17 protein-coding genes and 1 rRNA gene are annotated in these 22,854 nt (G+C 65.8%); 4 read left to right on the top strand and 14 right to left on the bottom strand.

The window, feature by feature from the left end; all coding sequences use genetic code 11:
• A 16S ribosomal RNA gene (locus AC3WQZ_RS04895) occupies positions 1–282 on the bottom strand; the annotation flags it as partial.
• A 515-nt stretch (positions 283–797) separates the two neighbouring features.
• Complete coding sequence (locus AC3WQZ_RS04890; protein WP_492300124.1) at positions 798–1,658, bottom strand: LysR family transcriptional regulator; 861 nt, start codon at positions 1,656–1,658, stop codon at positions 798–800.
• Between the two features lie 107 nt (positions 1,659–1,765).
• On the opposite strand from AC3WQZ_RS04890, the gene AC3WQZ_RS04885 reads away from it, so the two are divergent.
• The gene (locus AC3WQZ_RS04885; RefSeq protein WP_010811620.1) at positions 1,766–3,061 is read left to right on the top strand and encodes a DUF3422 family protein; all 1,296 of its coding nucleotides are present in this window, start codon (positions 1,766–1,768) and stop codon (positions 3,059–3,061) included.
• A gap of 5 nt (positions 3,062–3,066) precedes the next feature.
• On the opposite strand, the gene AC3WQZ_RS04880 is transcribed toward AC3WQZ_RS04885, so the two are convergent.
• From AC3WQZ_RS04880 to AC3WQZ_RS04830, 11 genes are all read right to left on the bottom strand, one after another.
• The gene (locus AC3WQZ_RS04880) at positions 3,067–3,978 is read right to left on the bottom strand and encodes an ATP adenylyltransferase family protein (protein WP_010811619.1); all 912 of its coding nucleotides are present in this window, start codon (positions 3,976–3,978) and stop codon (positions 3,067–3,069) included.
• Positions 3,979–3,996: 18 nt separating this feature from the next.
• Positions 3,997–5,601: a GMC oxidoreductase gene (locus tag AC3WQZ_RS04875; RefSeq protein WP_492300123.1), complete on the bottom strand. Its 1,605-nt coding sequence runs from the start codon at positions 5,599–5,601 to the stop codon at positions 3,997–3,999.
• Positions 5,602–5,609: 8 nt separating this feature from the next.
• Positions 5,610–7,457, bottom strand: a complete 1,848-nt coding sequence (locus AC3WQZ_RS04870; protein WP_492300121.1) for a preprotein translocase subunit YajC — start codon at positions 7,455–7,457, stop codon at positions 5,610–5,612.
• A gap of 229 nt (positions 7,458–7,686) precedes the next feature.
• Positions 7,687–8,151: a (2Fe-2S)-binding protein gene (locus AC3WQZ_RS04865; RefSeq protein ID WP_492300119.1), complete on the bottom strand. Its 465-nt coding sequence runs from the start codon at positions 8,149–8,151 to the stop codon at positions 7,687–7,689.
• A complete protein-coding gene (locus AC3WQZ_RS04860) occupies positions 8,120–10,444 on the bottom strand; it encodes a xanthine dehydrogenase family protein molybdopterin-binding subunit (protein WP_492300118.1) in 2,325 nt (774 codons plus the stop codon). Before AC3WQZ_RS04860 ends, AC3WQZ_RS04865 begins: the two co-directional genes overlap by 32 nt.
• A gap of 284 nt (positions 10,445–10,728) precedes the next feature.
• The gene (locus AC3WQZ_RS04855) at positions 10,729–13,095 is read right to left on the bottom strand and encodes a DNA polymerase II (protein WP_492300117.1); all 2,367 of its coding nucleotides are present in this window, start codon (positions 13,093–13,095) and stop codon (positions 10,729–10,731) included.
• Positions 13,096–13,186: 91 nt separating this feature from the next.
• Positions 13,187–13,441 carry a hypothetical protein gene (locus AC3WQZ_RS04850; protein ID WP_010811613.1) on the bottom strand — a complete coding sequence of 85 codons (255 nt, stop codon included), beginning with the start codon at positions 13,439–13,441 and terminating at the stop codon, positions 13,187–13,189.
• An 80-nt stretch (positions 13,442–13,521) separates the two neighbouring features.
• Positions 13,522–14,013 (bottom strand): VOC family protein, encoded by a 492-nt coding sequence (locus AC3WQZ_RS04845; protein ID WP_492300115.1) that lies wholly within the window; start codon positions 14,011–14,013, stop codon positions 13,522–13,524.
• A gap of 253 nt (positions 14,014–14,266) precedes the next feature.
• Positions 14,267–14,872, bottom strand: a complete 606-nt coding sequence (locus AC3WQZ_RS04840; protein ID WP_010811611.1) for a glutathione S-transferase family protein — start codon at positions 14,870–14,872, stop codon at positions 14,267–14,269.
• Positions 14,873–14,963: 91 nt separating this feature from the next.
• On the bottom strand, positions 14,964–16,175 hold the full coding sequence (locus AC3WQZ_RS04835) for an aminotransferase-like domain-containing protein (protein WP_492300113.1): 1,212 nt from the start codon (positions 16,173–16,175) through the stop codon (positions 14,964–14,966).
• 35 nt (positions 16,176–16,210) lie between these two features.
• The gene (locus tag AC3WQZ_RS04830) at positions 16,211–17,203 is read right to left on the bottom strand and encodes a Bug family tripartite tricarboxylate transporter substrate binding protein (protein ID WP_492293480.1); all 993 of its coding nucleotides are present in this window, start codon (positions 17,201–17,203) and stop codon (positions 16,211–16,213) included.
• A gap of 166 nt (positions 17,204–17,369) precedes the next feature.
• On the opposite strand from AC3WQZ_RS04830, the gene AC3WQZ_RS04825 reads away from it, so the two are divergent.
• Complete coding sequence (locus AC3WQZ_RS04825) at positions 17,370–18,299, top strand: LysR substrate-binding domain-containing protein (protein ID WP_010811608.1); 930 nt, start codon at positions 17,370–17,372, stop codon at positions 18,297–18,299.
• Between the two features lie 21 nt (positions 18,300–18,320).
• Here AC3WQZ_RS04825 and AC3WQZ_RS04820 read toward each other — a convergent pair whose 3' ends face one another.
• Positions 18,321–19,715, bottom strand: coding sequence for an aminotransferase-like domain-containing protein (locus AC3WQZ_RS04820; protein ID WP_492300112.1), 1,395 nt, complete (start codon positions 19,713–19,715; stop codon positions 18,321–18,323).
• Between the two features lie 167 nt (positions 19,716–19,882).
• Between AC3WQZ_RS04820 and cyoA the strand changes: the two genes are divergently transcribed.
• Positions 19,883–20,875, top strand: coding sequence for a ubiquinol oxidase subunit II (gene cyoA, locus AC3WQZ_RS04815; protein WP_037023807.1), 993 nt, complete (start codon positions 19,883–19,885; stop codon positions 20,873–20,875).
• 2 nt (positions 20,876–20,877) lie between these two features.
• Complete coding sequence (gene cyoB, locus AC3WQZ_RS04810) at positions 20,878–22,854, top strand: cytochrome o ubiquinol oxidase subunit I (RefSeq protein WP_492300109.1); 1,977 nt, start codon at positions 20,878–20,880, stop codon at positions 22,852–22,854.

Here is a 22,854-nt window from a genome sequence, read left to right as displayed (position 1 = left end):
TACTGATCGTCGCCTTGGTAGGCTTTTACCCCACCAACTAGCTAATCAGACATCGGCCGCTCCTGTAGCGCGAGGCCTTGCGGTCCCCCGCTTTCACCCTCAGGTCGTATGCGGTATTAGCTAATCTTTCGACTAGTTATCCCCCACTACAGGGCACGTTCCGATGTATTACTCACCCGTTCGCCACTCGCCACCAGGCCGAAGCCCGTGCTGCCGTTCGACTTGCATGTGTAAGGCATGCCGCCAGCGTTCAATCTGAGCCAGGATCAAACTCTTCAGTTCAATCTCTGTGTGGACCCGAAGGTCCTCGCTCTTTCGAGCGGTCGCTCACTCTCAGAAAACTGACTGACCAGATCCGAAGACCCAGTCACGTTTTGCTGTGCGAGCACTGTATAACTTGTAAAGCTAAAAGACCGAAGTCTTCCGCATCCGTTATCAAGCGCCCACACTTATCGGTTGTTTGGTTGTTAAAGAACCCGCCCTTTCGGGCCGCATCCGGCTTTGCCGTTTGCGTTGCTGCGTTTTGTTTGCAGCGGAGAAACGAGACTATAAAGAAGTTTCCGCGATTAATCAATCATTTTCGAGAAATTCTTTATTCTGGAAGGCACACTCTTTCGAATCGAGTTAATCCTTGCAAGTCTTTTCCCACCCCCGTTGCGCGGTGCCTTGCGAACGAGGGGGCGAATCTTAATGCCTGGATGCCTGCCTTGCAAGCGTTTTTGAAAAGAACTTGAATGAGCCTCCTTTGTCACTTGGCCACGCCGACCCACGACCTGCCGACGAGGGCGAACGCCTCATTACGCTTGCCAGCGCTGCAACTCGGACAGGATCTGTTCAGCGAGGAAGTCACAAGGCGGCCGCTTCGACTTTGCGCTGCGCGCCAGCACCAGCTCCAGCCCGGCTAGCCCGGGCAGCCCCTGGGCCTGGCCAAGGATGATGAAACGGGCCGGAACGGCACATCGCGCGAGCGGCGCCACCGCCAGTCCCGCTTCGACCATGCTGAGCAGGCCGAGCAGGCTGGGACTTTCATAGGACATGCGATAGGCGATCCTGGCCTGCTCCAGGCTGCGGATCGCAATGTCGCGGGCGACGCTGCCCGACTGGAACACGGCAATGGGCAGCGGCCGCTCGCTCCAGATTTCGTGCGCCGCCGGCGATGCGGCCCACACCATCGGTTCCAGCCGGATGAACTCCCCGGACAACCCTTTCACTCGCGTTGCGCAGACCAGGTCGACCGATCCGTCCTTGACCATGGGCGCCAGCGCCACGCTTGGCAGGCCAATGACCTGGATCTCGACCTTGGGATAGGTCGCAGAAAACTTCTTCAGGATCGCGGGCAACAGGGACGAGGCATAGTCGTCCGGCATGCCGAGCACCACGCGCCCGGTCACGTCGGGGCGGACCACGGCCGCCCAGGCCTCGTCGCGCAGGGCCAGCATGCGGCGCGCGAAGCTCAGCAGGACCTCGCCTTCCGGGGTCAGCATCATGTTCCTCGGCCTGCGCACGAACAGTGGCTTGCCCAAAGCTTGCTCAAGCGCCTTGATCTGCATGCTGACCGCCGACTGTGAGCGGTGCACGAGTTCCGCCGCGCGGGAAATGCTGCCGGTATCGGCAACCGCCACCATCATGGCCAGGACATCGAGGTCAAGCGCTTTCACTGGTATCAGAAAAACTGAAGCAACAGATCAATTTTACGCATTTTTCTTAACCATCGGTGCTCGGGCATACTGGTCGAAAACGTTGACCACCTATGCCACACGCGAACATGGACCACCCCTTGCGCGACAGCCTCGCGCGCGAACTGCATGCCCGCCCCTTCCTGCGCATCGGCGGCCCCGCCTCGCTGACGCACTTTGCCATCTATGCCGACGGCGATACCGCCGTCCACCATGCCTTGCTGGCCGACTTGTGCAGGCTGACCGGGCTGGAGGTACCGGCCGACGGCGTAACGCACTATTCAGGGCGTTGGGGCGATCACAAGCAACTGAAGTGGGAGCGGCACACCGAGTTCTCCACCTTCACGTTCGTGGCGCGGCGTGGTGACGCGGACTACTTCTCCGACCTGGCCACCGCCCATATCCCGGCCGAGTGGTTCGACAGCTTCGCCGGCAAGCGCCTGGTGGCACTGCGCATGGAGCTGGTCTCGGGCGAGGCCGCGGCCCATGCGCGCGACCACGTGCGGGAATGGATCGACGGCCCGACCCTGGCGGGCAGCCACGTGCTCGGCGGCGGCGAGGTGTTCTGCGACTGGACCATCCCGCCAGATGGCTTTACGCGCTTCCTGGTCATCGACAACGGCTTCCGCGAAGTGCAAGGCGGACGGCTGCTGCAGCGGCTGTATGAAATCGAGACCTACCGGATGATGGCGCTGCTGGCCTTGCCGGTGGCGCGTGAACTGGGCCGCAGCGTGGACAACCTGCAGCGCTCGCTCGCGCCGCTGATGCGCAGCATGGACACGAGCCAGGGCGGCCGCCACGATGCCGAGCTGCTGGAGCGGCTGACGCACCTGGCGGTCCGCATCGAGGCGCTGGCTGAATCCGGCAACCGCTTCAGCGCGTCGCGCGCCTACGAGAAGCTGGTGCTGGCGCGCATCCAGGAATTGCGTGAAGAGCGCATCGAAGGCATACCGACCATTGCCGAATTCATGGAGCGCCGCTTCGCGCCTGCCATGGAGACGTGCAGGTCGGTCTGGGCGCGGCACGAGCAATTTGCCGGCCGCGTGGCGCGCGCGCTCGACCTGCTGCGCACGCGCGTCAACCTGGCGCAGGAGCAGGACACCACGCGCCTGCTCGAGGGCATGGACCAGACCGCGCGCAGCCAGCTGCGGCTGCAGCACGCGGTCGAAGGCCTGTCGGTCGCGGCCATTTCCTACTACGTGCTGTCGCTGGCGGGCACCGGGCTCAAGGCGCTGCATGCGGTGCACCTGCCGCTGGACCCGGAACTGATCAAAGGCGTGCTGATCCTGCCGGTGGTGCTGCTGGTGCTGCGTGCTACCAGGCGCAGCAAGCATGCCGGGCAAAAAGCGGCGGCGCGGCGCCCGGCTGCGAATCAGGCCGCATAGGGCAGCTAGCCTGCTGTCCCGCCCTGCCCCGCGGCTGCCGTGGCTTGCCGGAGGAGATGCATCGGGCCAAGGCTCTCAATAGCCTGCATCTGCGCCGCATCCCGGACAAAAAGCGAGCCGGCGAACGCCAGGGCATTGACTGCGATGCCTTCCACGCACTCCATGGATCTCGGCACCAGCAGCAGCCCCGCGGGCATGACCAGCAGGTTGTACGGCGCTGACGGGTGCAGTCCGCCCTCGACATCAACCGCGCGCACGCCAACCGCATCCAGCAACGCGCGGTAGCGCTCGCACGCCGTGCACGCCATCTCTTCCACCGGCGCCGCGGACAGATCCAGCGGCGCGAACGCATGCGCAAATGCCAGGCCGGGAACGGCACCGATAGCGCCGGCGATCCGTGCCGACGCCAGCAAGGGACCAATCGGCAGCGCCGGCCCACCCTCGGCGAACGGCAACGGTACGATCTGCAGGTGTTTGTGGGCCTGGCTCGCTCCCGCGACTGCCCCGCCGTTGTAGAAGCCCAGGCTCGGGAACTCCGCCATGCAAGCCAGCAGCGCTTCAAAGTCCGCCACGGTCAGCAGGGATTCCTGCGCTTCGAAGCGGCGCGTGACGATGAGCAGGTGATGCTCGATGACATTGAACTTGTTGAGCAAGGCCACATGGGTGTCGGAGATATCCGCGACAAACAGTTCCGGGTCATAGGGCAGGAATGGATTGCTCCCGGCGCTGCTGGTCGTGCGTGCCTTGTCCTTGCGAGCCAGGCTCGATACCTGGCGGACCAGAAACCGCACGCCACCGTCCTCGATCGCCGCCTCGGTGGTTTCGATCGGGCACAACGCCCCGCTCTGCAAGGCATGCGCCGTCCGCTGCAGGATCGCCGGCCACAGCGTGCCAGGCTGAAGGTGTCGATGGTGCATGGTTGGCTTTCGCTAGCGTCAGTCCTGCTCGCGCAAGAGCATCGCCACGTTGCGCTCCGCGAGCGCCGCGATGGTTCGCGAAGGATTCAGGCCGAGCGGACGCGGGACGATCGCACCGTCCATGACATACAGTCCCTTGTAGCCAAATACCCGGCCCCTTGCATCGACGACTCCGTCTGCAGCGGAGGTTCCCATGTTGCAGCCTCCCAGCGGGTGCGGTGTGATCAGGTTGTGCCACCGTCGCCAGGTGAGCGGTACCCACGGATCCCCGCCAGTCGCTGCCGAGAGCTGCGTATGCGCTGCAATCATGGCCTCGATGACGGCCACCGATGCCTGATAGGACCAGTCGAGCCGCAGCACACGACGCCACGGTGCGTACCACGTGCGGCCCAGTCTCAGCTGGCCATCGCCAGGGTCCACGCCCTGCCCGAACCAGGGCATCATCTGCTCGACCGGATCGCCGTCGTCAAACAGTCCTCCGACCTCCTTCCACACGGCACGCAGCTTGCGGGAACGCGTTCGCTTCATATGGCGCCGAATGAAGTTGCCTGCGAGGTTCGGGATTCCACCGTCCTCCACGAAGAGCGCCTGTCCGTTCGGGCCGCTGTGGTCCAACAGGTCGATCGCTGCGGAGATGGTTACGCCATGGGAAGGAGAGATCGTCCTGTGGTCATAGTAGGCTGGCGTCACGAAGTCGCCATTGTGCGCCCACCCATATCCCAACCGTGGCGAAAGCCCCGAAAGTGTGCGATGCTCATCCCGACAGCGCAGCAGAAGCTCGGTGCTGCCGATGGAGCCGGCGGCCAGTATCACCCTGGCGGCCGTGACTGTGCCAGGGCTCGTCGTTTCGTTTTCCGGGTCGATCTTCCTGAAGCATACGCGCCAGCCCTGCTGCAGCGGCTCGAGCCGGTCTACCAGGTGCAGCGGAAGAATCTCGGCGCCATTGTCCTCAGCCACTGCCAGGTAATTCAGGTCCAGCGTATTCCTGGCCGATACCTGGCACCCCACGTCACAGTTGCCGCAGTGAACACAAGTGCCCTGCAACCTGCCGTGCTGGTTCATGAATGTCTGTGAATGACGGTCATCGCGGGCGTCTTGCCGTGTGGGGTCCCAATGCTCGGAAAATGTCACCGCCAGCGGCAATTTACGGAAGCGCCCGCCCCAACCGCAGGCTTCCGCCCCCTCGCGCAACAGCCGGGTTCGCTCGCTCAACTGGTTATCCGGCACTTCGCTCACCGCGAGCATGCGCCCGACCTCCTCATAGTGGGCTTGCAGGTCCGCATAGGTAACCTCTTTCGGCCAGCCCTGCTGGAAGGCTTCCGGCTTGGCTTCCACGGAAACGTTGGCGTAGATCAGCGAGCCGCCACCGACCCCGGCCCCGGCGATAACCCATACGTCAGAGAAGGTCCGGATATCGGCCCAGCCATTGAAGCGATTGGCGCGCTCCTGGTTCCACAGCCAGGGGTCGCTCTCGTCGCGCGGGTAAGTCGCGGGGCTCCAGCGCCGGCCGCGCTCCAGCACCAGCACCTTGCGGCCGGCCTGCGCGAGCCGGCACGCCGAGACTGCACCACCGAAGCCGCTGCCGATGACGACGACATCGTAGGCAAGCGCATTGCTCATCATGACGCTCCCTATCGTTGGATGATGATTGGCTTCTCCTCAATCATCCGCACCGCCTCGGGCGGCATTACCTGACCGTCTGCCGGCACGAACCGGGGGCCGGTCGCGCCGGGCTGGGCGCGTATGCGCCAGGTGCCATGGACCTTCGTCAATCGCTTGACGCCCTCGCCCAGCTTCCAATGACGGCAGACCTTCTCCAGCTTGAGCGGGTAGATCGTCAATTGCCCACACTCGAACCGCATCCGCAGGAAGCATTTGTAATCGGCGATGCGCTGGGAGGAGAACACCTCCTCGGGGTGCAGGCGCCAAAGGGCATTGCCCAACACCATCCATGCGCCAAACAGCAGGCCACCGAGGGCGCCGCCCAGCAGCATGGCCTCGACCACGAACAGCAAGACGGGGGGCGCATTGTCCGTGCCAAAGACATGGAAGTTGAGGCGCATGACGAGCCATAGCAGCGCGACTGCCAGTGCCAGGTGCAGCAGCCCGTGCAACGCGCCGACAACGCACGCCAGGCGCACGCCGCGCCTGACATCCCTGGTCGACAGCGCAGCACAGGTAAAGACAATGGCCGCTGCGAACACCACCGACGCCGGACTGTGCGCCATGACCCGGAACAGTTGGTGGAACACCTCGCCGATATTCCCGAATGTCACTTCGAGCCCGGCCAGCCTGTCGACGAAGCTGCGTTGATCGCGCCCGGGGACAGATACCAGGCTCGCGCTTTGAATGATCCAGTCGAACAGCAAGTACAGGATCGCCACCAGCGCACAGAACGAGAGGTTGCGCGCAGGCAGTTGCCACGCGCGATTGCGCAATTGCCGGGAAGCGGATTTTTCCGGATACGCTGACTTCAGTTCGTAGAACTGTCTGGCCGGGCCCACGACGATAGGCCTCGGCGGATCTGGCAGCAGGTGCGTGCCGTGAAGAAATGCACCGCCGCCTCCGCAGGTGATGCGATGCGGTCCCGCCGTGCCCTCTCGCGGCACGTAATGCGCGTAGTGGTGCGAGTTGCCGGCCAGCACCAGCGCGAGCCGGTCGCCCAGCATCCCCTCGATCTCGCTCAGGCTCCGGAAGCGCGGCGTCTTGGCCTCGATCGAAGGTACGGCCCGCCGCTCGCCGCGGCGCACGCGCTCCATCTCGTCAATCCAGCTCGCCTCGGGCGCGCACAATACGACACGGTCACCGGGCTGCAGCGCCGTGTGCATCTTCTGGAAGTACTCGCGCTGCGGCCGGTCGATTTCAGACTCCAGTTGCAGGTCCAGGCCCCAGACCCACCAGCCGCCGGGCAACTGCAAGGCATAGTAGCCAGTGCGCTGGCGTGTCTCCCAGCCGCCCACGGGCTTGCCGCTGCAGAACAGGCGGGCGAAGCCACGCAGGCCATCGTACCAGTCGTGATTGCCAGGCGTGGCGACCATCCACGGCGCATCCGGCAACTTGATCGGCTGGTCGCTGTATACGGGGCGCGCGATCTCGACCGGCGCAGGGAATGCCGCCCGGAAGGGATCGACGAAGCGTGTCCGATAACCCTCATGGGCAGGGGTCGGATACACCTGGTCGCCACCCAGCAGCAGCACCTTTGCCCGTGGCAGCGTCACGCCTTGCTCGCGCAGCGTCACCGCGTGACTGACGCACAACGCCATGGAGTAGGTCGAGTCCCAACCGTCGCCGGTGTCGGCCAGATAGTCGACCCAGACACCGCCGTGCCCGTCGGCGGGCACCGGGAGCGGCGGGTTCGGATTCAGCGTGGTGAGTGCCGCCTGCACCATGCGCTGGTCGGCAAAGGCGCCGATCGCCATCGCCACGGCAACCCGCATGGCAGTGAACGGCAGCTGTAGCGGGCTCAGCCAGTTCACCATGGTTCTTTGGGTGTAGAGTTCCACGCGCCCGGTCGCGGCAGACGCGGAAGCGATCGTCGCGGAGCCGGCAGCATCGGCCGCAGCTTGCGAACCACCCGGATATGGCGACTCTGGTGCTGACCCGGAATGTTTCATCGCCTTCCCCCCAAGACTTCCAGCTCGTCCGCAAGGATCGGGGCGCTCGCGCATGCTGGCGCGAGTGCCAGCCGTTGCCAATGGCCCTACGCCCTCACCCCCTCAACATCTCCACCGCTTCCGCAATCGCCCTTCTGATCCGTGTGTACGTGCCGCACCGGCAGATCACGCAGCTCATCTGGTCGGCGATCTCCGTCTCCTTCGGATTCCGGGTGCGCTTGAGCAGCGCGCTCGCCGCCATCAGTTGCGCGCTCTGGCAGTAGCCACACTGCACCACCTCGTGCTTGAGCCAGGCCGCCCGCAGCGCGCTCGCCTCGGGGCCGTCGAGTCCTTCGATGGTGACGATCTTCTTGCCTTCCATCTCGCTCGCCTGGTGCTGACACGACAACACCATCTTGCCGTTGACATGCACCGCGCAGGCGCCGCACACCCCCACGCCGCAGCCGAACTTGGTGCCTGTCAGCTTGAGCTCGCAGCGCAGCACCCACAACAGCGGCGTGCAGCCGTCCGAGCGGACTTCGACGCTCTTACCGTTGACACTGATCTGATGGTCTGGCATCGCAGGCTCCGGAAGGCGGCAGGGTCTTCAGCAGCGGCAGGTCGCGCAGGCGCTCGCCGGTCGCATGGAACAAGGCGTTCGCCACCGCCGGGGCGATCGGCGGCGTGGTGGACTCGCCCACGCCCTGCGGCGGGCGCGTCGAAGGCATCACGTGTACCTGGATGTCCGGGCAGTCTCGCAGGCGCATGGCCGGAAAGGCGGTGTAGTAGTCCTCCTTCACCTTGCCTTGCTCCAGCGTGATCTTCTGCCACAGCGCTGCCGACAGCCCGAACACAATGCCGCCCTCGACCTGCTGTTCGATCAGGGTCGGGTTGACCGGCATGCCGCAATCGATGGCGCAGAACACGCGATCCACGCGGACCTGCCCCATGTTGCCTACCGACACCTCGGCGACCTGCGCCACCACGCTGCCGAACGACTCGTGCAGGGCCACGCCGCGCCCCATCTTCGCCACGCCAGGCTGCTTGCGCAAGGGCTGGCCCCAGCCCGACATCTTTCTTGCCTGCTCCAGCACCGCGCGCTGGCGCTCATCCCTGAGCAGGCTCATGCGGTAGTCGAGCGGGTCCACCCCGACCGCCACCGCCAGCTCATCGACAAAGCTCTCCATGAAGAAGGCGTGGTGCGAGTGCCCCACCGAGCGCCAGTAGCCCACGGGGATGGCGAGGTCCACGGTCTGGTGGCCGACCCACACGTCCGGCCAGTCATAGGCCTGGTCGAAGGCGCCCTCCGCCGTGGACTTGTCCAGCCGCGACAGGAAGATGTCGGGCAGGCCGAAGTTGCGTTTCGCGACGCCCTCCAGCACTGACTGGCTGGCCGAGACATTGCGCACGGCGATGACCTTTCGGTTTTCGTCGAGCCAGGCCTCGAAGCGCGACACGCTGGCCGGACGGTAGAAGTCATGCCGCATGTCCTCGGGGCGCGACCAGATCGTCTGCACCGTCACGCCCTTGCGCCTGGCGGCAATGGTGGCCGCCTGGCAGATGAAGTCGACTTCGAGCCGGCGCCCGAAGGCACCGCCGATGAATTGCTGGCGCAGTTCGACCTTGTCGGTGTCCAGCCTGAGCGTCTTCGCCACGCAGCGGCGAGCCAGCCCGGGCATCTGCGTGGCAGCCCACACGATGGCGCGGTCCTCCTGGACCAGCACCGTGCAGTTGACCGGCTCCAGCGCGGCGTGAGCGAGATAAGGCGCCGAGTACAGGACCTGGATGGCGGGCTTGCCCTGCTTCATGGCGCGCCCGTTGCCATGCTCGTACCAGACGCGTGGGTCGGCGGCGTCGAGCGCCTTCACCAGCGTATCGCGGATGCCGTCGCTCGACAGCTTCGCCGCTTCGCCCTCGTCCCACTTGCACTGGACCTTCTCCACCGCCTGCATGGCGATCCACGCATCGCTGGCGATCACCGCCACGCCGCCGCTGCCGCCCTGGAGCGGAGGCAGCGCGAACAGGTCGAGCACGCCGGGCAACTTCTTTACGTCGTCGGGCGGGGATCCCCGCAGCGTGCCGCCCAGCGTCGGACACATCTGCACGCTGGCGTAGACCATCGCGTCCGCCACCACGTCGATACCGAAACTGGCTGTGCCGTGGAGCTTGGCAGCGGCATCAAGGCGCGCCGCGCGGGTGCCGATGAGCCTGTAGCTGGCCGGATCCTTCAGTTCGACCTTGCGAGGCAAAGGCTCACGCGCGGCAGCCGCGGCAAGTTCGCCGAAGGTGGCGCTGCGCCCCGACGGATGCACCACCTTGCCGGCCTGCGCGCGGCAGGCTTCGGCCTTGACGTCCCACTGCTTCGCCGCTGCCGCGCACAGCATCATGCGGGCGGCGGCGCCGGCCTCGCGCATCGGATGCCACAGGTCCCTGATGCTGGTAGAGCCGCCGGTGAACATCAGGCCCACCTCGCGCACGCCCTTGCGCGTGAACCATTCGGCGGCACGCCTGGGCCACCCCTTGTCGTCCGGCCGGAACGGCAGGTTGGCGACCACGCCCTCGATGTTGTTGTACAGGTTGTCGATGGGCGACGGCTCGACCCGGATCTGCGACCAGTCGGCCTCCATCTCCTCGGCCAGCAGCATCGCCGCGCCGGTATGCACGCCCTGCCCCATCTCGGCCTTGTTCATGACCACCGTGACGGTGTTGTCGGACGCCACCTTGATCCAGCCGTTCAGCGCAAACTGCCCGTCGCGCGCCGCCAGCGGCTCGCCGCCCGCCAGGCGCTGGCGCGGCGGCAGCCAGGCCCATCCGATCACCAGCGCACCGGCAGCGCCCGCACCGCCGAGCAGGAAGGCTCTGCGCGTCAACATGGCAAGACTGGCGGATCGATCATCATAGGAAGGCCCCGTGCCGCCGATGGCATGGCCTATATTAGGTCGGGAAGTGCCGCAGCGCGAATGCGGGCACGTGGTTGGCGCTATCGCGCAACACCCGACACGGACATGCCGCGCTGATGCCGCCTGCCGGCGCAGGTCGAACTGCTCCGTGACGGGTGCCCGTGTTCCGGCAGATCCTTGAGCTTGGGAACAAGCAACTGATCGACTGCCGCAGCCCCAGCCATCGAACAGTTTTCCATTAGAATCAGCAGCTTATGCTACTGCGGAAAGAGCGCCATCTGCCCAGCCAGCAGCGTCTCGAAATCGTCGTCCAGGAACGGCAGGATCGCATCGGCGATCGGCTGCAACTGCTTGTTGACGTAGTGGCCATAGTCGACCGGCGCCGACCGGGTCTCAAGCGGCTCCGGCCCTGAAACGGTCATCACGTAGCTGATCCAGCCGCCATGCTGATACTGGCGCGGACGTCCCTGGCGCTCGTTATAGGCATCGGCGATACGGGCGGCGCGGACGTGCGGCGGCACGTTGCGCTGGTAATCATCGAGCTTGCGGCGCAGCCGCTTGCGATAGACCAGTTGCTCGTCGAGCTCGCCGGCCAGGGTGCGACGCACGATGTCCCGCACATAATCCGCGTACGGCTCGCGGTTGAAGATCTTTTCATAAAGGGTCTGCTGGAAACGCTGGGCGAGCGGCGACCAGTCCGTGCGCACCGTCTCAAGCCCCTTGAACACCATCTCGATCTTCCCGTCAGGCCGTTCGACCTGGCCGGCATAGCGCTTCTTGCTGCCAAGGTCCGTGCCGCGGATGGTCGGCATCAGGAAGCGCCGGAAGTGCGTTTCGAACTGGAGTTCCAGCGCGCTTTCCAGTCCATAGGTCTGCCAGAGGTGGTCGCGCCACCAGTCGTTGACGTAGGCGACCAGGCTACGGCCGATCTGCCTGGCATCGGCTTCCGTTCGTGCGCGGCGCAGCCAGACGAATGTGGAATCCGTGTCGCCATAGATCACCTCATAGCCGCGGGCCTCGATCAGCGCGCGGGTCTGCCGCATGATCTCGTGCCCGCGCATGGTGATCGACGACGCCAGCCGCGCGTCGAAGAACCGGCAACCGCTGGACCCGAGCACGCCGTAGAACGCGTTCATGATGATCTTGAGCGCCTGCGAGAGCGGCTTGTTCCGGTCGCGCTTGGCGGCCTCGCGGCCTTGCCAGACTCTGGCCACGATCGCCGGCAGGCAGTGCTTCGTCCGGGAAAACCGCGCACCGCGGAAGCCAGGCAGCGAATCGGCATCGTCCGCATGCGCCAGGCCCTCGACCAGCCCGATCGGGTCGATCAGGAAGGTCCGGATGATCGACGGGTAGAGGCTCTTGTAGTCCAGCACAAGCACCGATTCGTAGAGCCCCGGCCGCGAGTCCATGACGAAGCCGCCCGGGCTGGCCTCGGGCGCCTTCTCGCCGAGGTTGGGCGCGACATACCCCTGGCGGTGCATCAGCGGCATGTAGAGATGCGTGAAGGCGGCGACCGAGCCGCCATTCCGGTCGGCCGGCAGGCCCGTGACCGTGGCGCGCTCCAGCAGGAACGGCAACAGCTCCGTCTTTTCGAAGATCCGCGTGACCAGTTCGCAATCGCGCAGGTTATAGCGCGCCAGCGCCGGCTTGTCCTGCTCGAACATGCGGTCGATGGCGTCCATGCGGTCGTACGGGTTGTCGACCGCCTTGCCCTCGCCCAGCAGCGTCTGCGCCACCGATTCGAGGCTGAACGACGGGAAGCTCCACGTGGCGGAACGCAGCGCCTCGATGCCGTCGATGATCAACCGGCCTGGTGCGCTGGCGAAATAGTGCTGCTGGGCGTTGTGCTCGCGCCATTCCATCTCGGCACCGCCGCGGCCGAGGCGCAGCGGAAGCTGGAACTTGCGCGCATGCTCGTGCAGCACGCGCAGGTCGAACTGGACCAGATTCCAGCCGATGATCGCGTCGGGATCGTGATCGGCCAGCCACTGGTTCAGCTTTTCCAGCAACTCGGGCCGCGTGGCGCAGTACTCGAGCGAGAAATCGACGTCGGCGGGCATTTGCGGCGCCGCACCCAGCATGTAGACCTGGCGCTGGCCGCAGCCTTCGAGCCCAATCGAATAGAGTTCGCCGAACGCGTTGGTCTCGATATCGAGCGAGACCAGGCGCAACTTGGGCCGGTAGCACTCCGACGGCTTCATCTGGGCATTGCGCAGCGCGCCGCCGGGGTCCGGCTCGCCGTCGAACCAGACCGGGGCGGTGATGAAGCGCTCCATCAGGTAGCGTTCGGGCGGGCGGATATCGGCTTCGTAGACATCCACGCCGGCGTCGCGCAATGAGCGGCTGAGCTGGATCAGTTGCCGATGCTGGCGGCAGTACAGGCCCAGTACGGGCCGGCGCTGGAAATCCTGGAGCTTGAGCGGGCGCAGCTCGACCTCGCGCTCGCGGCGCAGCAGCGCCTCGGCACGCTCGCGCTGCGACTCGGGGATAAACGCGACTGACGGCTGACAGGACAGGTGCAGGTGGCGCGGACCATCATCGGTCGCCAGCCAGAATTCGACTTCGGTGCCGGCCGGCGTATCGCGCCAATGTCGGGTCAGGATGAAACCCTGCTGAAGTGCCACGTTAGGTACATTGGGAAACGGCTACCGGTCGGGATTCTAGCCGATGGGCCAGGCGCGTGAGCCGCGTAAGCCACCCCGCGGCATCTTCGGCTCACGCAAAACGGTCGTGCAGGATAGCGGCGGTCAATTCGCGCTTCTTCCAGTACATATGGTGGATACGCTGCTGCAATTTGCCCAGCACCATGGGGTCGAGGCTGCCATAGGTCAGCAGCACGGCAGGCTGCGAGCCATCGCCCTCCTCATGTTCGAGGCTGTCGAACGGAGGAAACCCGTACTTTTCCAGGAAGGCCGCGATTTCCTCGTCCGAGGTGCCAGGTTCGATGTTGCCTAGCAGCAAACGACTCATGATGGTCTCTCCCAGTCGATGGAGGAGCGGCCCTGCCCCAGCCCCCTTTGCGGTTGGCACTGAGACGCCCTACCTTAATTCTAGGATGGGCTTTTGCCCTGCCGTGCCGCCTCGATCGCGGCGATATCAATCTTTTTCATCGTCATCATGGCGTCGAATGCGCGCTTGGCCGCCGCACGGTCGGGGTCGGTTATCGCCGCGCTGAGCGCGCGCGGGGTGATCTGCCATGACAGTCCCCAGCGGTCCTTGCACCAGCCGCATTCGCTTTCCTGGCCGCCATTGCCGACGATCGCATTCCACAAGCGGTCGGTTTCGGCCTGGTCGTCCGTCGCAATCTGAAAAGAGAAGGCCTCGTTGTGCTTGAAATGCGGGCCGCCGTTCAGCCCGAGGCAGGGAATGCCGGCGACGGTGAACTCGACCGTCAGGACATCGCCCTGCTTGCCGTCGGGATAGTCGCCCGGCGCACGGTGGACGGCGCTGACTGCGCTGTCGGGGAATGTCCCGGCATAGAAGTTTGCGGCATCAAGGGCGTCGCGGTCGTACCACAAGCAGATCGTGTTCTTGCTTTGCATGATGTGTCTCCTGGAAAGTCGAGCACCGGGAATCCGCCACCGGGACTCCAATGTCTCATATTCCGGTGGCGGGCGCAGGCCGCGCAAAGGGCGAGCTGAGGAGCCGCCGGCGGCCTCTGTCCAAGGGGCGTCGCCGCTGCCCGGCGCCAGTGCCGACTATGCCAGGCTGGTGCGCTTCGAGACCCAGCGCCGGGGCGAGTTGATCAGCAAGGCGAACATCGCGCTGGGCTGATGCCGCAGGACTTCTCGCGTCTCACTGGGCCTCCGCCGCGCGCACGAAGGCGTCGCGCGCGGTGATCCGCTTGACGTAGTCCTGGATGCACGCGCTCTCGCTGATGCGCGGCGCACCGAATCGGCCCGCCCATGCCAGCGAGGCACCGAGATAGATGTCCGCCGCGCTGAAGGTCGCGCCGAGCACGAAGGGGCCGGGCGTCAGGGCTTGCTCGATGGCGTCGATCACATCGTCATAGTCGCCCCAGCCGACCGCCTGCTTCGGCAGCGGCGCCTCTTTGCGCATCATCCGGTCAGTCAGCGCGGGTTCGAAGCAACTGCCGCAGAAGAACAGCCACCGCAGCACCGTGCCGCGCGCGGACGAGCCTGCAGGCGGCATCAACCCGGCCTGCGGAAAGGCATCCGCCAGCCAGGCGATGATCGCGCCGTTCTCGGTCAGGACCGTGCCGTCATGCAAGACCAGCGTTGGAATCTTCCCCATCGGGTTGACCGCCAGGAACTCCGGCGCGCGGCTCTCGCCCTTGGTGAAATCGATGTGCTGCAGCTTGTACTCAGCCCCGACCTCCTCCAGCATCCAGCGCGCCACCGAGGCGCGGCTCTGGGGGTTGTAGTAGAGCGTCATGGTCATACTGTCCTCCTGCCGCGTTCGGCCGTGTGGTTTCGACCGCCGCAGGATAGCATCCGCCGGCTGCCACGAACCGCTTCCGTTGTGGAAGCCCTCACCCGGCCCGCTCGACCGCCCGCGCGAGCCGTGCGACGCCCTCCCCGATCTGCGCCAGGTTCGTGCTCGCGAACGACAGCCGGAATGTGGCGCGCTGGCGCTGCTCCACATAGAATCCGGCACCCGGCACGAACAGCACCTTTTCCGCGATCGCGTGCGGCAGCAGTGCGGCAGCATCGTCGATGCCATCCAGCGCGGCCCAGAGGAACATCCCTCCCGCCGGCAATGCGAAACGGATGCGGTCACCAAAGGCCTGGCCCAGCGCCGCCGCCAGCTGGTCGCGCTTGTCGCGATAGGCTGCGACTTCCCGCGCGACCTGTGCCGGCAGCCGGCCCGCTTCCAGATACTGGGCCGCGGCCAGCTGGATCCATGGCGGCGTGCACAGGTCGGATACCTGCTTGGCAATCACCGCGCGGCGCACGATCTCGGGCGCGGCGACCATCCAGCCGATCCTCAGGCCGGGGGCCAGCGTCTTCGACAGGCTGGCCAGATGCACCAGCCACGGCCGCGCCTCGGGGACCGACGCGCACAGCGCCAGCAGCGAAGGCGGCGGCGCGCCATCGAAGCTGAGCGCCCCGTAGGGATCGTCCTCGACCAGCACCACGCGGTGCCGTGCCACCAGCTTCAGCAGCTGCAGCCGTCGTGCGGGCGACAGCGTGGCGCCGGTGGGGTTGGCGAAGGTCGGCACCGTATAGATCAGCCGGGGGCGCAACGACGGGTCGGCCAGCATGGCTTCGAGTGCAGCCACGTCCATGCCGTCGTGATCAGATGGCACGCCGCGTACGTCGGCGCCGGCCAGCCGCAAGGCCTGCAGCGTCGCGGAATAGGTCGGCTCCTCGACCAGCACCACGCTGCCGGGCTCGACCAGCGCGCGCGCGAGGAAATCGAAGCCCTGCTGCGAGCCGCTGGTCACGAGCAGTTCGTCCTGGGCCACGGGCGCGCCGCGCCCGGCCATCAACGACACGAGCACCTGGCGCAGCGCCGGCGCGCCTTCGGTGGCGCCGTACTGCAGGCATTCGGCGGGCCGCTCGCGCAGCGCCGCCGCCGAGGCCGCGCCAATGCCGTCGACATCGAACAGCGCGGCGGACGGGTAGCCGCCGGCGAAAGAGATCATCCCGGGGTCGGACAGGTACTTGAACAGTTCCCGGATCGGAGAGCCAGCCGGGTTGCGCAGCGCGGGGACGAAGGGATAAGCGGCGTCGGAAGTCATGAGCGGATGCAGAACGTGCTGGACATGGGCGTGCTTCAGTCCACCGAAGCACCGGACAGGCGAACGATCTCGCCCCACTTCTGGCGGTCCTTCTTCAGCACGTCGGCAAATGCCTCCGGCGAGCTGGGCGCCGGTTCCGCGCCCAGCTCGCGCATTTTCGCCTGCACGCCTGGCTCGTTGAGCACGCGCGTCAGGTCCTGGCTGATCTTCTGCGCCACCGCCGTGGGCACCCCGCGCGGCGCAAGCAGGCCGAACCAAGGGCTGGCATCAAAGCCGGGGACGGGGCCCGCGGCGGCGACCGTCGGCACATTCGGAAGCGCCGACGAGCGCGCCGGCGTGGTCACGGCCAGCGGCTTGAGCTTGCCCGAGCGGATAAACGGCAGCGACGCCGGCAGGTTGTCGAACATCACGTCGACGCTGCCGCCCATCAGGTCGGCGATGGCCGGGCTGCTGCCCTTGTAGGCGACGTGGCTCATCTCCGTGCTGGTCATGCGCTGGAACAGCTCGCCCGCGAGGTGCGTGGACGTGCCATTTCCGGCCGACGCCATGTTGACGCGCTTGGGATTGGCTTTCAGGTAGGCGATGAACTCGGGCAGCGTCTGCACGCGCGCGCGTTCCGCAAACGCCGGCGACAGCACCACCACGTTGGGTACGCGCGCCACCATGGCGACCGGCGCGAAGTCGGCGTCGGCATCATAGGGCAGCTTCTTGTACAAGGCCGGGTTGATGCCGAACTCGCCCACCGAGCCCATCAGCAGGGTGTAGCCGTCCGCCGTGGACTTGGCGGCCGTGCCGGTGCCGACGATGCCGCCCGCGCCGGGGCGGTTGTCGACCACCACCGACTGCTTCCATTGCGTGGCCAGTTGCTCGCCGATCAGCCGGGCCACCATGTCGGTGGTGCCGCCCGGCGGGTACGGCACGATGATGCGCACCGGCTTGGCCGGGAACTCGAGCGCGCCGGCGATGCCGGGCATGGTCGCGCCGAATGCAAGGGTGCCGGCGGCGAGCGCGCTGAACAAGTGTTTCATGCAGTCTCCTGTCTACCTGATGGTTGTCGTTATGAGGTTGTCGTGATGACGATGCCGGGAGGAGGCGGCAACGCAAGGATCGAATGATTTCTCATCAACTCCAAGCTTTCAAGCGAGATTTCCGTATAGGATGATGACCTAAAATCATCAACCCAGCCCTTCCCCGATGCGGCAACGACTTCCCAGCCTGTCCAGCCTGCGCGCCTTCGAGGCCGCCGCGCTGCACCTGAACCTGCGCCGCGCGGCGGCGGACCTGTTTATCACCGAGAGCGCGGTGTCGCGCCAGATTGCGTCGCTGGAAGCGCTGCTGGGCGTGCAGCTGTTCCACCGCGCCAACCAGCGCATCACGCTGACGGCGGCCGGCACGCTCTACAGCGGACAGGTGCGGGAGTTGCTGCGCAAGCTGCAGCGCGACACGCTCGACCTGATGGCGCACGAGGGCGCGGGCGGCACCGTCGAGCTGGCCTGCGTGCCCACGCTGGCGGTCGAGTGGCTGATTCCGCGGCTGCCGGCCTTCTATGCGCGGCATCCGGGGATCGTGGTCAATATCAGCGCGCAGTCAGACATCTTCCTGTTCGACGGCACCCCCTACGACGCGGCGATTCACTTTGGCGAGGCGGTCTATCCCGGCGCGCGTGCCGACCGGATGTTCGACGAAGAATCGGTGGCGGTCTGCCATCCGGACTTCTTCGGCGGCAGAAAGCGGATCAGCCCACATGACATCGCCCGGTCGCCGCTGCTGCACCTCGCCACACGCATTCTCGGCTGGAAGCAATGGATGGAAGCGGCCGGCATCGACGACGTCAACGCCATGCGCGGCGCACGCTTCGACCACCATTCCATGGTCATCGCCGCCGCACGCGCCAGGCTGGGCGTTGGCCTGGTGCCGCGCTTCCTCGTGGGGGAATACCTGGCAAACCGCCAGCTGGTCATGCCCGTCGCCCATTCGCAGCGCTCCACGAGCGCGTATCACCTGGTCTCGCCGGATACCCGGCCGATGAGCGAGGCGATGCAGCGGCTGCGCGAGTGGCTGCTGGAAGCCGCGGGCGAATTTGCGACAAGGCAGTCCGCGACTGCGGACGATGCGGGCAAGTAGCCAGCCGACTCACGCCGCAACTCACACCACCATTTCCAGCCCCGGCGTCGGCCGGCGTTCCAGCAATGCGGCCAGCCTGCGCAGCGCGGCCGATAGTTGCGCGCGGTCCTCCACGCCACCGAGCGAGATGCGGATGGCAGTCGGCGCGTTGGGCCCCTCCCAGAACGCGTCGGACGGCGTCACGCGCAGGTCCTCCGCCAGCGCGGCCCGGGTGAGCTGCTGCGCCGACCAGTGCTCCGGCAAGCGGTGCCATGCGTGGATGGCGCTGGGCGGGAGCTGGCCGATCCCGCTCAGCCACCGGCTTGCCAGCGCGCATCTGGCCAACGCTTCGGTCCTGATGCCGTCGAGCAGATGCATGGCCGAGCCATCGTGGATCCATTGGGTCGCCAGGGCGGCGGTCATCGGTGCCGCCATCAGCGCGAAGGCCCGCAGGGATGCCAGCAGATCGTCGCCGCGCCTGCCCTCCGGCAGCATGACATACGCGGTCCGCAGCCCCGGACTGAGGGTCTTGGACAGGGTCGAGACATAGTACGTGCGCTCGGGAGCGAAGCTGGACAGCGGCGGCGGCGCTGACGGCGTCAGCAGCCAGTAGGGATCATCCTCCAGCAAGGTGACATCACAGTGCGCCGCGGCCCTGGCGATAGCCTCCCGGCGTGAAGCCGGCATGGTGTGCGTAGTTGGATTCTGGGCGGTCGGATTGAGGTATGCCAGCGTGGCACCGTCGGCACGGGCCGCCTCGAGGGCGTCGGGGAGCATCCCGTCGGCGTCGACCGGCGCGATGATCACGCGCCGCCCGAGCTGTGCCGCAGCCGCGCGAATGCCTGGGTAGGCCAGCGGCTCACTCACGATCGCATCGCCAGGCCGGGTCCGGGCCAGGATCACGGCGGCCAGCGCAGCCTGGGCGCCCGGGCACACCACGAGCCGCGCAGTAGCGACCTGCCCGAATATCTGCGCGAGCCAGAGGGTGCCGGCCGACCGGTCGGCAGCACTGCCGCCGCCGAGCTGGTAGGTCATCAGCAGGTGCGGGTCGCTGTGCAGCAGCACCTGCGACAGGCCGCGCCGCAACAGGTCCTGGAAATCCAGCCCCGCCGGTGGCGGCGGCACGTTCATGCTCATGTCGATCACCCGCGCCAGCTCCGCCCGCGGCGCGGCAATGAAAGTGCCGAGGGCCCCGCGGGCATCGATCAGATGCCGCCGCTTGGCCTCGTTGTAGGCACGCGTCACGGTGGTCAGGTCCACGCGGAGGGACTTGGCCAGGCTGCGCTGCGGCGGCACGCGGTCGCCGGCTACCAGGCGGCCTTCGCCGATCGCCCGCTCGATGAAATCCACGATCTGCAAGTAGCGCGCGCCGCCACCTGTTGTGATCTCAAGATCCCATTTGGCACTGGCTTCGGCGCGGATATCGGTTCCTTGCATGGATTTCGCCCGGTAGATTTCTTCGATGTATGGGTTTTGTCTTGCATTAGCATGCCAGACATCACCGAAGGAATCCATACAAACCACGCCCGCGCGGGGCTGAGCCAGCACTTGAATCGGAGCGCGTGGCCGGGAGCCTTCGGTGATCCGTAACCAAGGTGTCCGAAATGCTCAAACCTATTGCCGGGCCGGCAGACAAGAATCGACAAGGCCCGCTCCCCCGCCCGTCCCCCGGCCCGCAGCGCCGTCTTCCCACACTGTTGCTGAGCGCCTGCCTGAGCGCGCTGCTGAGCGGCTGCAACCTGGAACTGCTCAACCCCAAGGGCAGCATCGGGGAACAGGAGAAGTCACTGATCCTGATCTCCCTGTTCGTCATGCTGATGGTCGTCATCCCCGTGATCGTCCTGACCCTGTGGTTCGCGTGGCGCTACCGCGAAACCAATACGAGCGCCACCTATGCCCCCAAATGGGCGCACTCCACCAGGATCGAGGTCGTGGTCTGGGGCATTCCCTGCGTCATCGTGGCCTGCCTGGCCGTGCTGATCTGGGATTCGACGCACAAGCTCGATCCCTATCGGCCGCTGGAATCGCAGGTCAAGCCGGTCCAGGTCGATGTGATCGCGCTGAACTGGAAATGGCTGTTCATTTATCCGGAATACGGCGTCGCGTCGCTGAACCAGCTTGCGATCCCGGTCGGCACGCCGGTCAATTTCCGGCTGACCGCGGAATCGATGATGAACTCGTTCTTCATCCCGCAGCTCGGCAGCATGGTCTACACCATGGCGGGGATGCAGACGCGCCTGCACCTGATCGCCGACACGCCGGGCGTCTATCTCGGCCAGTCCGCTGCCTACAGCGGCCCCGGTTTCTCGGACATGCACTTCAAGACCCTGGCCACCTCGCGCGAGGAGTTCGATGCCTGGATCCAGGCTGCCCGCGCTTCGTCCCAGGCGCTCGACCTGAAGACCTACCGCACGCTTGAACTGCCCAGCAGCAAGGATCCCGTGACGCTTTACGCCGCCGTCGCGCCGAAGCTGTTCGACCAGGTCGTCGACAAATACATGCTGGAAAACGGCCAGATCTGCCGCGCGGACACCCCGGAATCTCTGCAGGCCTTCCAGCGCGTCCCGACGGCGCCCGCTGGCCGCATGGAGCAATAAGAATGCTTGGAAAACTCAACCTGGACGCCATCCCTCTCCATGAGCCGATCATCATGGGGACGCTGGCCGTCGTGATCGTGCTGGGCATCGCGCTGATGGGCGCCATTACGTACTACGGCAAATGGAAATACCTGTGGAACGAATGGATCTGCTCGGTCGACCACAAGAAGGTCGGCGTGATGTACATCATCCTGGCGCTGGTGATGCTGCTGCGCGGCTTTGCCGACGCCATCATGATGCGCGCCCAGCAGGCGATCGCCTATGGCGATGCCGCGGGCTACCTGCCGCCGCACCACTACGACCAGATCTTCACGGCGCACGGCGTGATCATGATCTTCTTTGTCGCGACGCCGCTGGTGCTCGGGCTGATGAACGTGATCGTGCCGCTGCAGATCGGCGCGCGCGACGTCGCCTTCCCGTTCGTCAATTCGCTGAGCTTCTGGATGTCGGCAATGGGCGCGGTGCTGGTGATGATGTCGATGTTCGTCGGCGACTTCGCGGCCACCGGCTGGGTCGCCTACCCGCCGCTGTCCGAGCTCGGCTACAGCCCCACGTCAGGGGTTGACTACTACATCTGGTCACTGCAGATATCCGGGCTTGGCACCACCCTGACGGGCATCAACTTCATCGTCACGATCCTGCGCATGCGCGCGCCGGGCCTGAACCTGATGAAGATGCCGGTCTTCACCTGGACCGCGCTGATCACCAACATCCTGATCGTGGCGATCTTCCCGGTCCTGACCGCCACGCTGGCCCTGCTCACCGCCGACCGCTACCTCGGCATGCACTTCTTCACCAACGAGCTCGGCGGCAACGCCATGATGTACGTGAACCTGATCTGGATCTGGGGCCACCCGGAGGTCTACGTGCTGATCCTGCCGGCGTTCGGCGCCTTCTCCGAGATCATCGCCACGTTCTCGCGCAAGCCCCTGTTCGGCTACAAGTCGATGGTGTACGCCACCTCCTCGATCGGCGTGCTGTCGTTCTTCGTCTGGCTGCACCACTTCTTCACCATGGGCTCGGGCGCGAACGTCAATGCCTTCTTCGGCATCATGACCTCGATCATCTCGATCCCGACCGGCGTGAAGCTGTTCAACTGGCTGTTCACCATGTACCGGGGCCGGATCCGCTTCCATACCTCGACCATGTGGACCATCGGCTTTATGGTGACGTTCGCGGTCGGCGGCATGACCGGCGTGCTGCTCGCCATTCCCGGGGCCGACTTTGTCCTGCACAACAGCCTGTTCCTGGTTGCGCATTTCCATAACGTCATCATCGGCGGCGTGCTCTTCGGCTGCCTGGCCGCAATCACTTTCTGGTTCCCGAAGGTGTTCGGCTTCACGCTCAATGAGTTCTGGGGCAAGGTGTCGTTCTGGTGCTGGCTGGCCGGCTTCTTCCTGGCCTTCATGCCGCTCTACGTACTGGGCTTCAAGGGCATGACCCGCCGGATGAACCACTATGCCAACGTCGACTGGCATCCCTACCTGGTGGTGGCGCTGGTCGGTGCCTTCGTCATCGGCGCCGGCATCCTGGCGATGTTGGTGCAGTTCGCGGTCAGTATCCGCGACCGCAAGCAGAACCGCGACCTGACTGGCGATCCGTGGGATGGCCGCAGCCTGGAGTGGTCGACGGCCTCGCCCGCGCCGTTCTACAACTTCGCCCACGTGCCGCATATCACCTCGCTGGAACAGCACTGGGACGACAAGGAAGCCGGGCGCGCATGGCGCCAGCCGGCCCGCTACGAAGACATCCACATGCCCCGCAACACCTCGGCAGGCTTCATCGTGTCGGCGTTCGGGCTGCTGTGCTGCTTCGCGCTGGTCTGGCACATGTGGCTGGTCGCCGTCGCCGGCCTGGTCGGCGCCATCGCGACCTTCGTCGTGCGCAGCTATGACCGCGACGTCGACTATTACGTGCCGGCCGCCGAAGTCGAGCGCATCGAGCGCGCGCGCTTTGCACAACTGCAGGAAGCTGCCTGA

This window comes from Cupriavidus sp. FW305-26, from assembly GCF_058787975.1.
The sequence above is the reverse complement of the archived record's forward strand: the minus strand, read 5'-3'. Positions and strand labels throughout refer to the sequence as shown.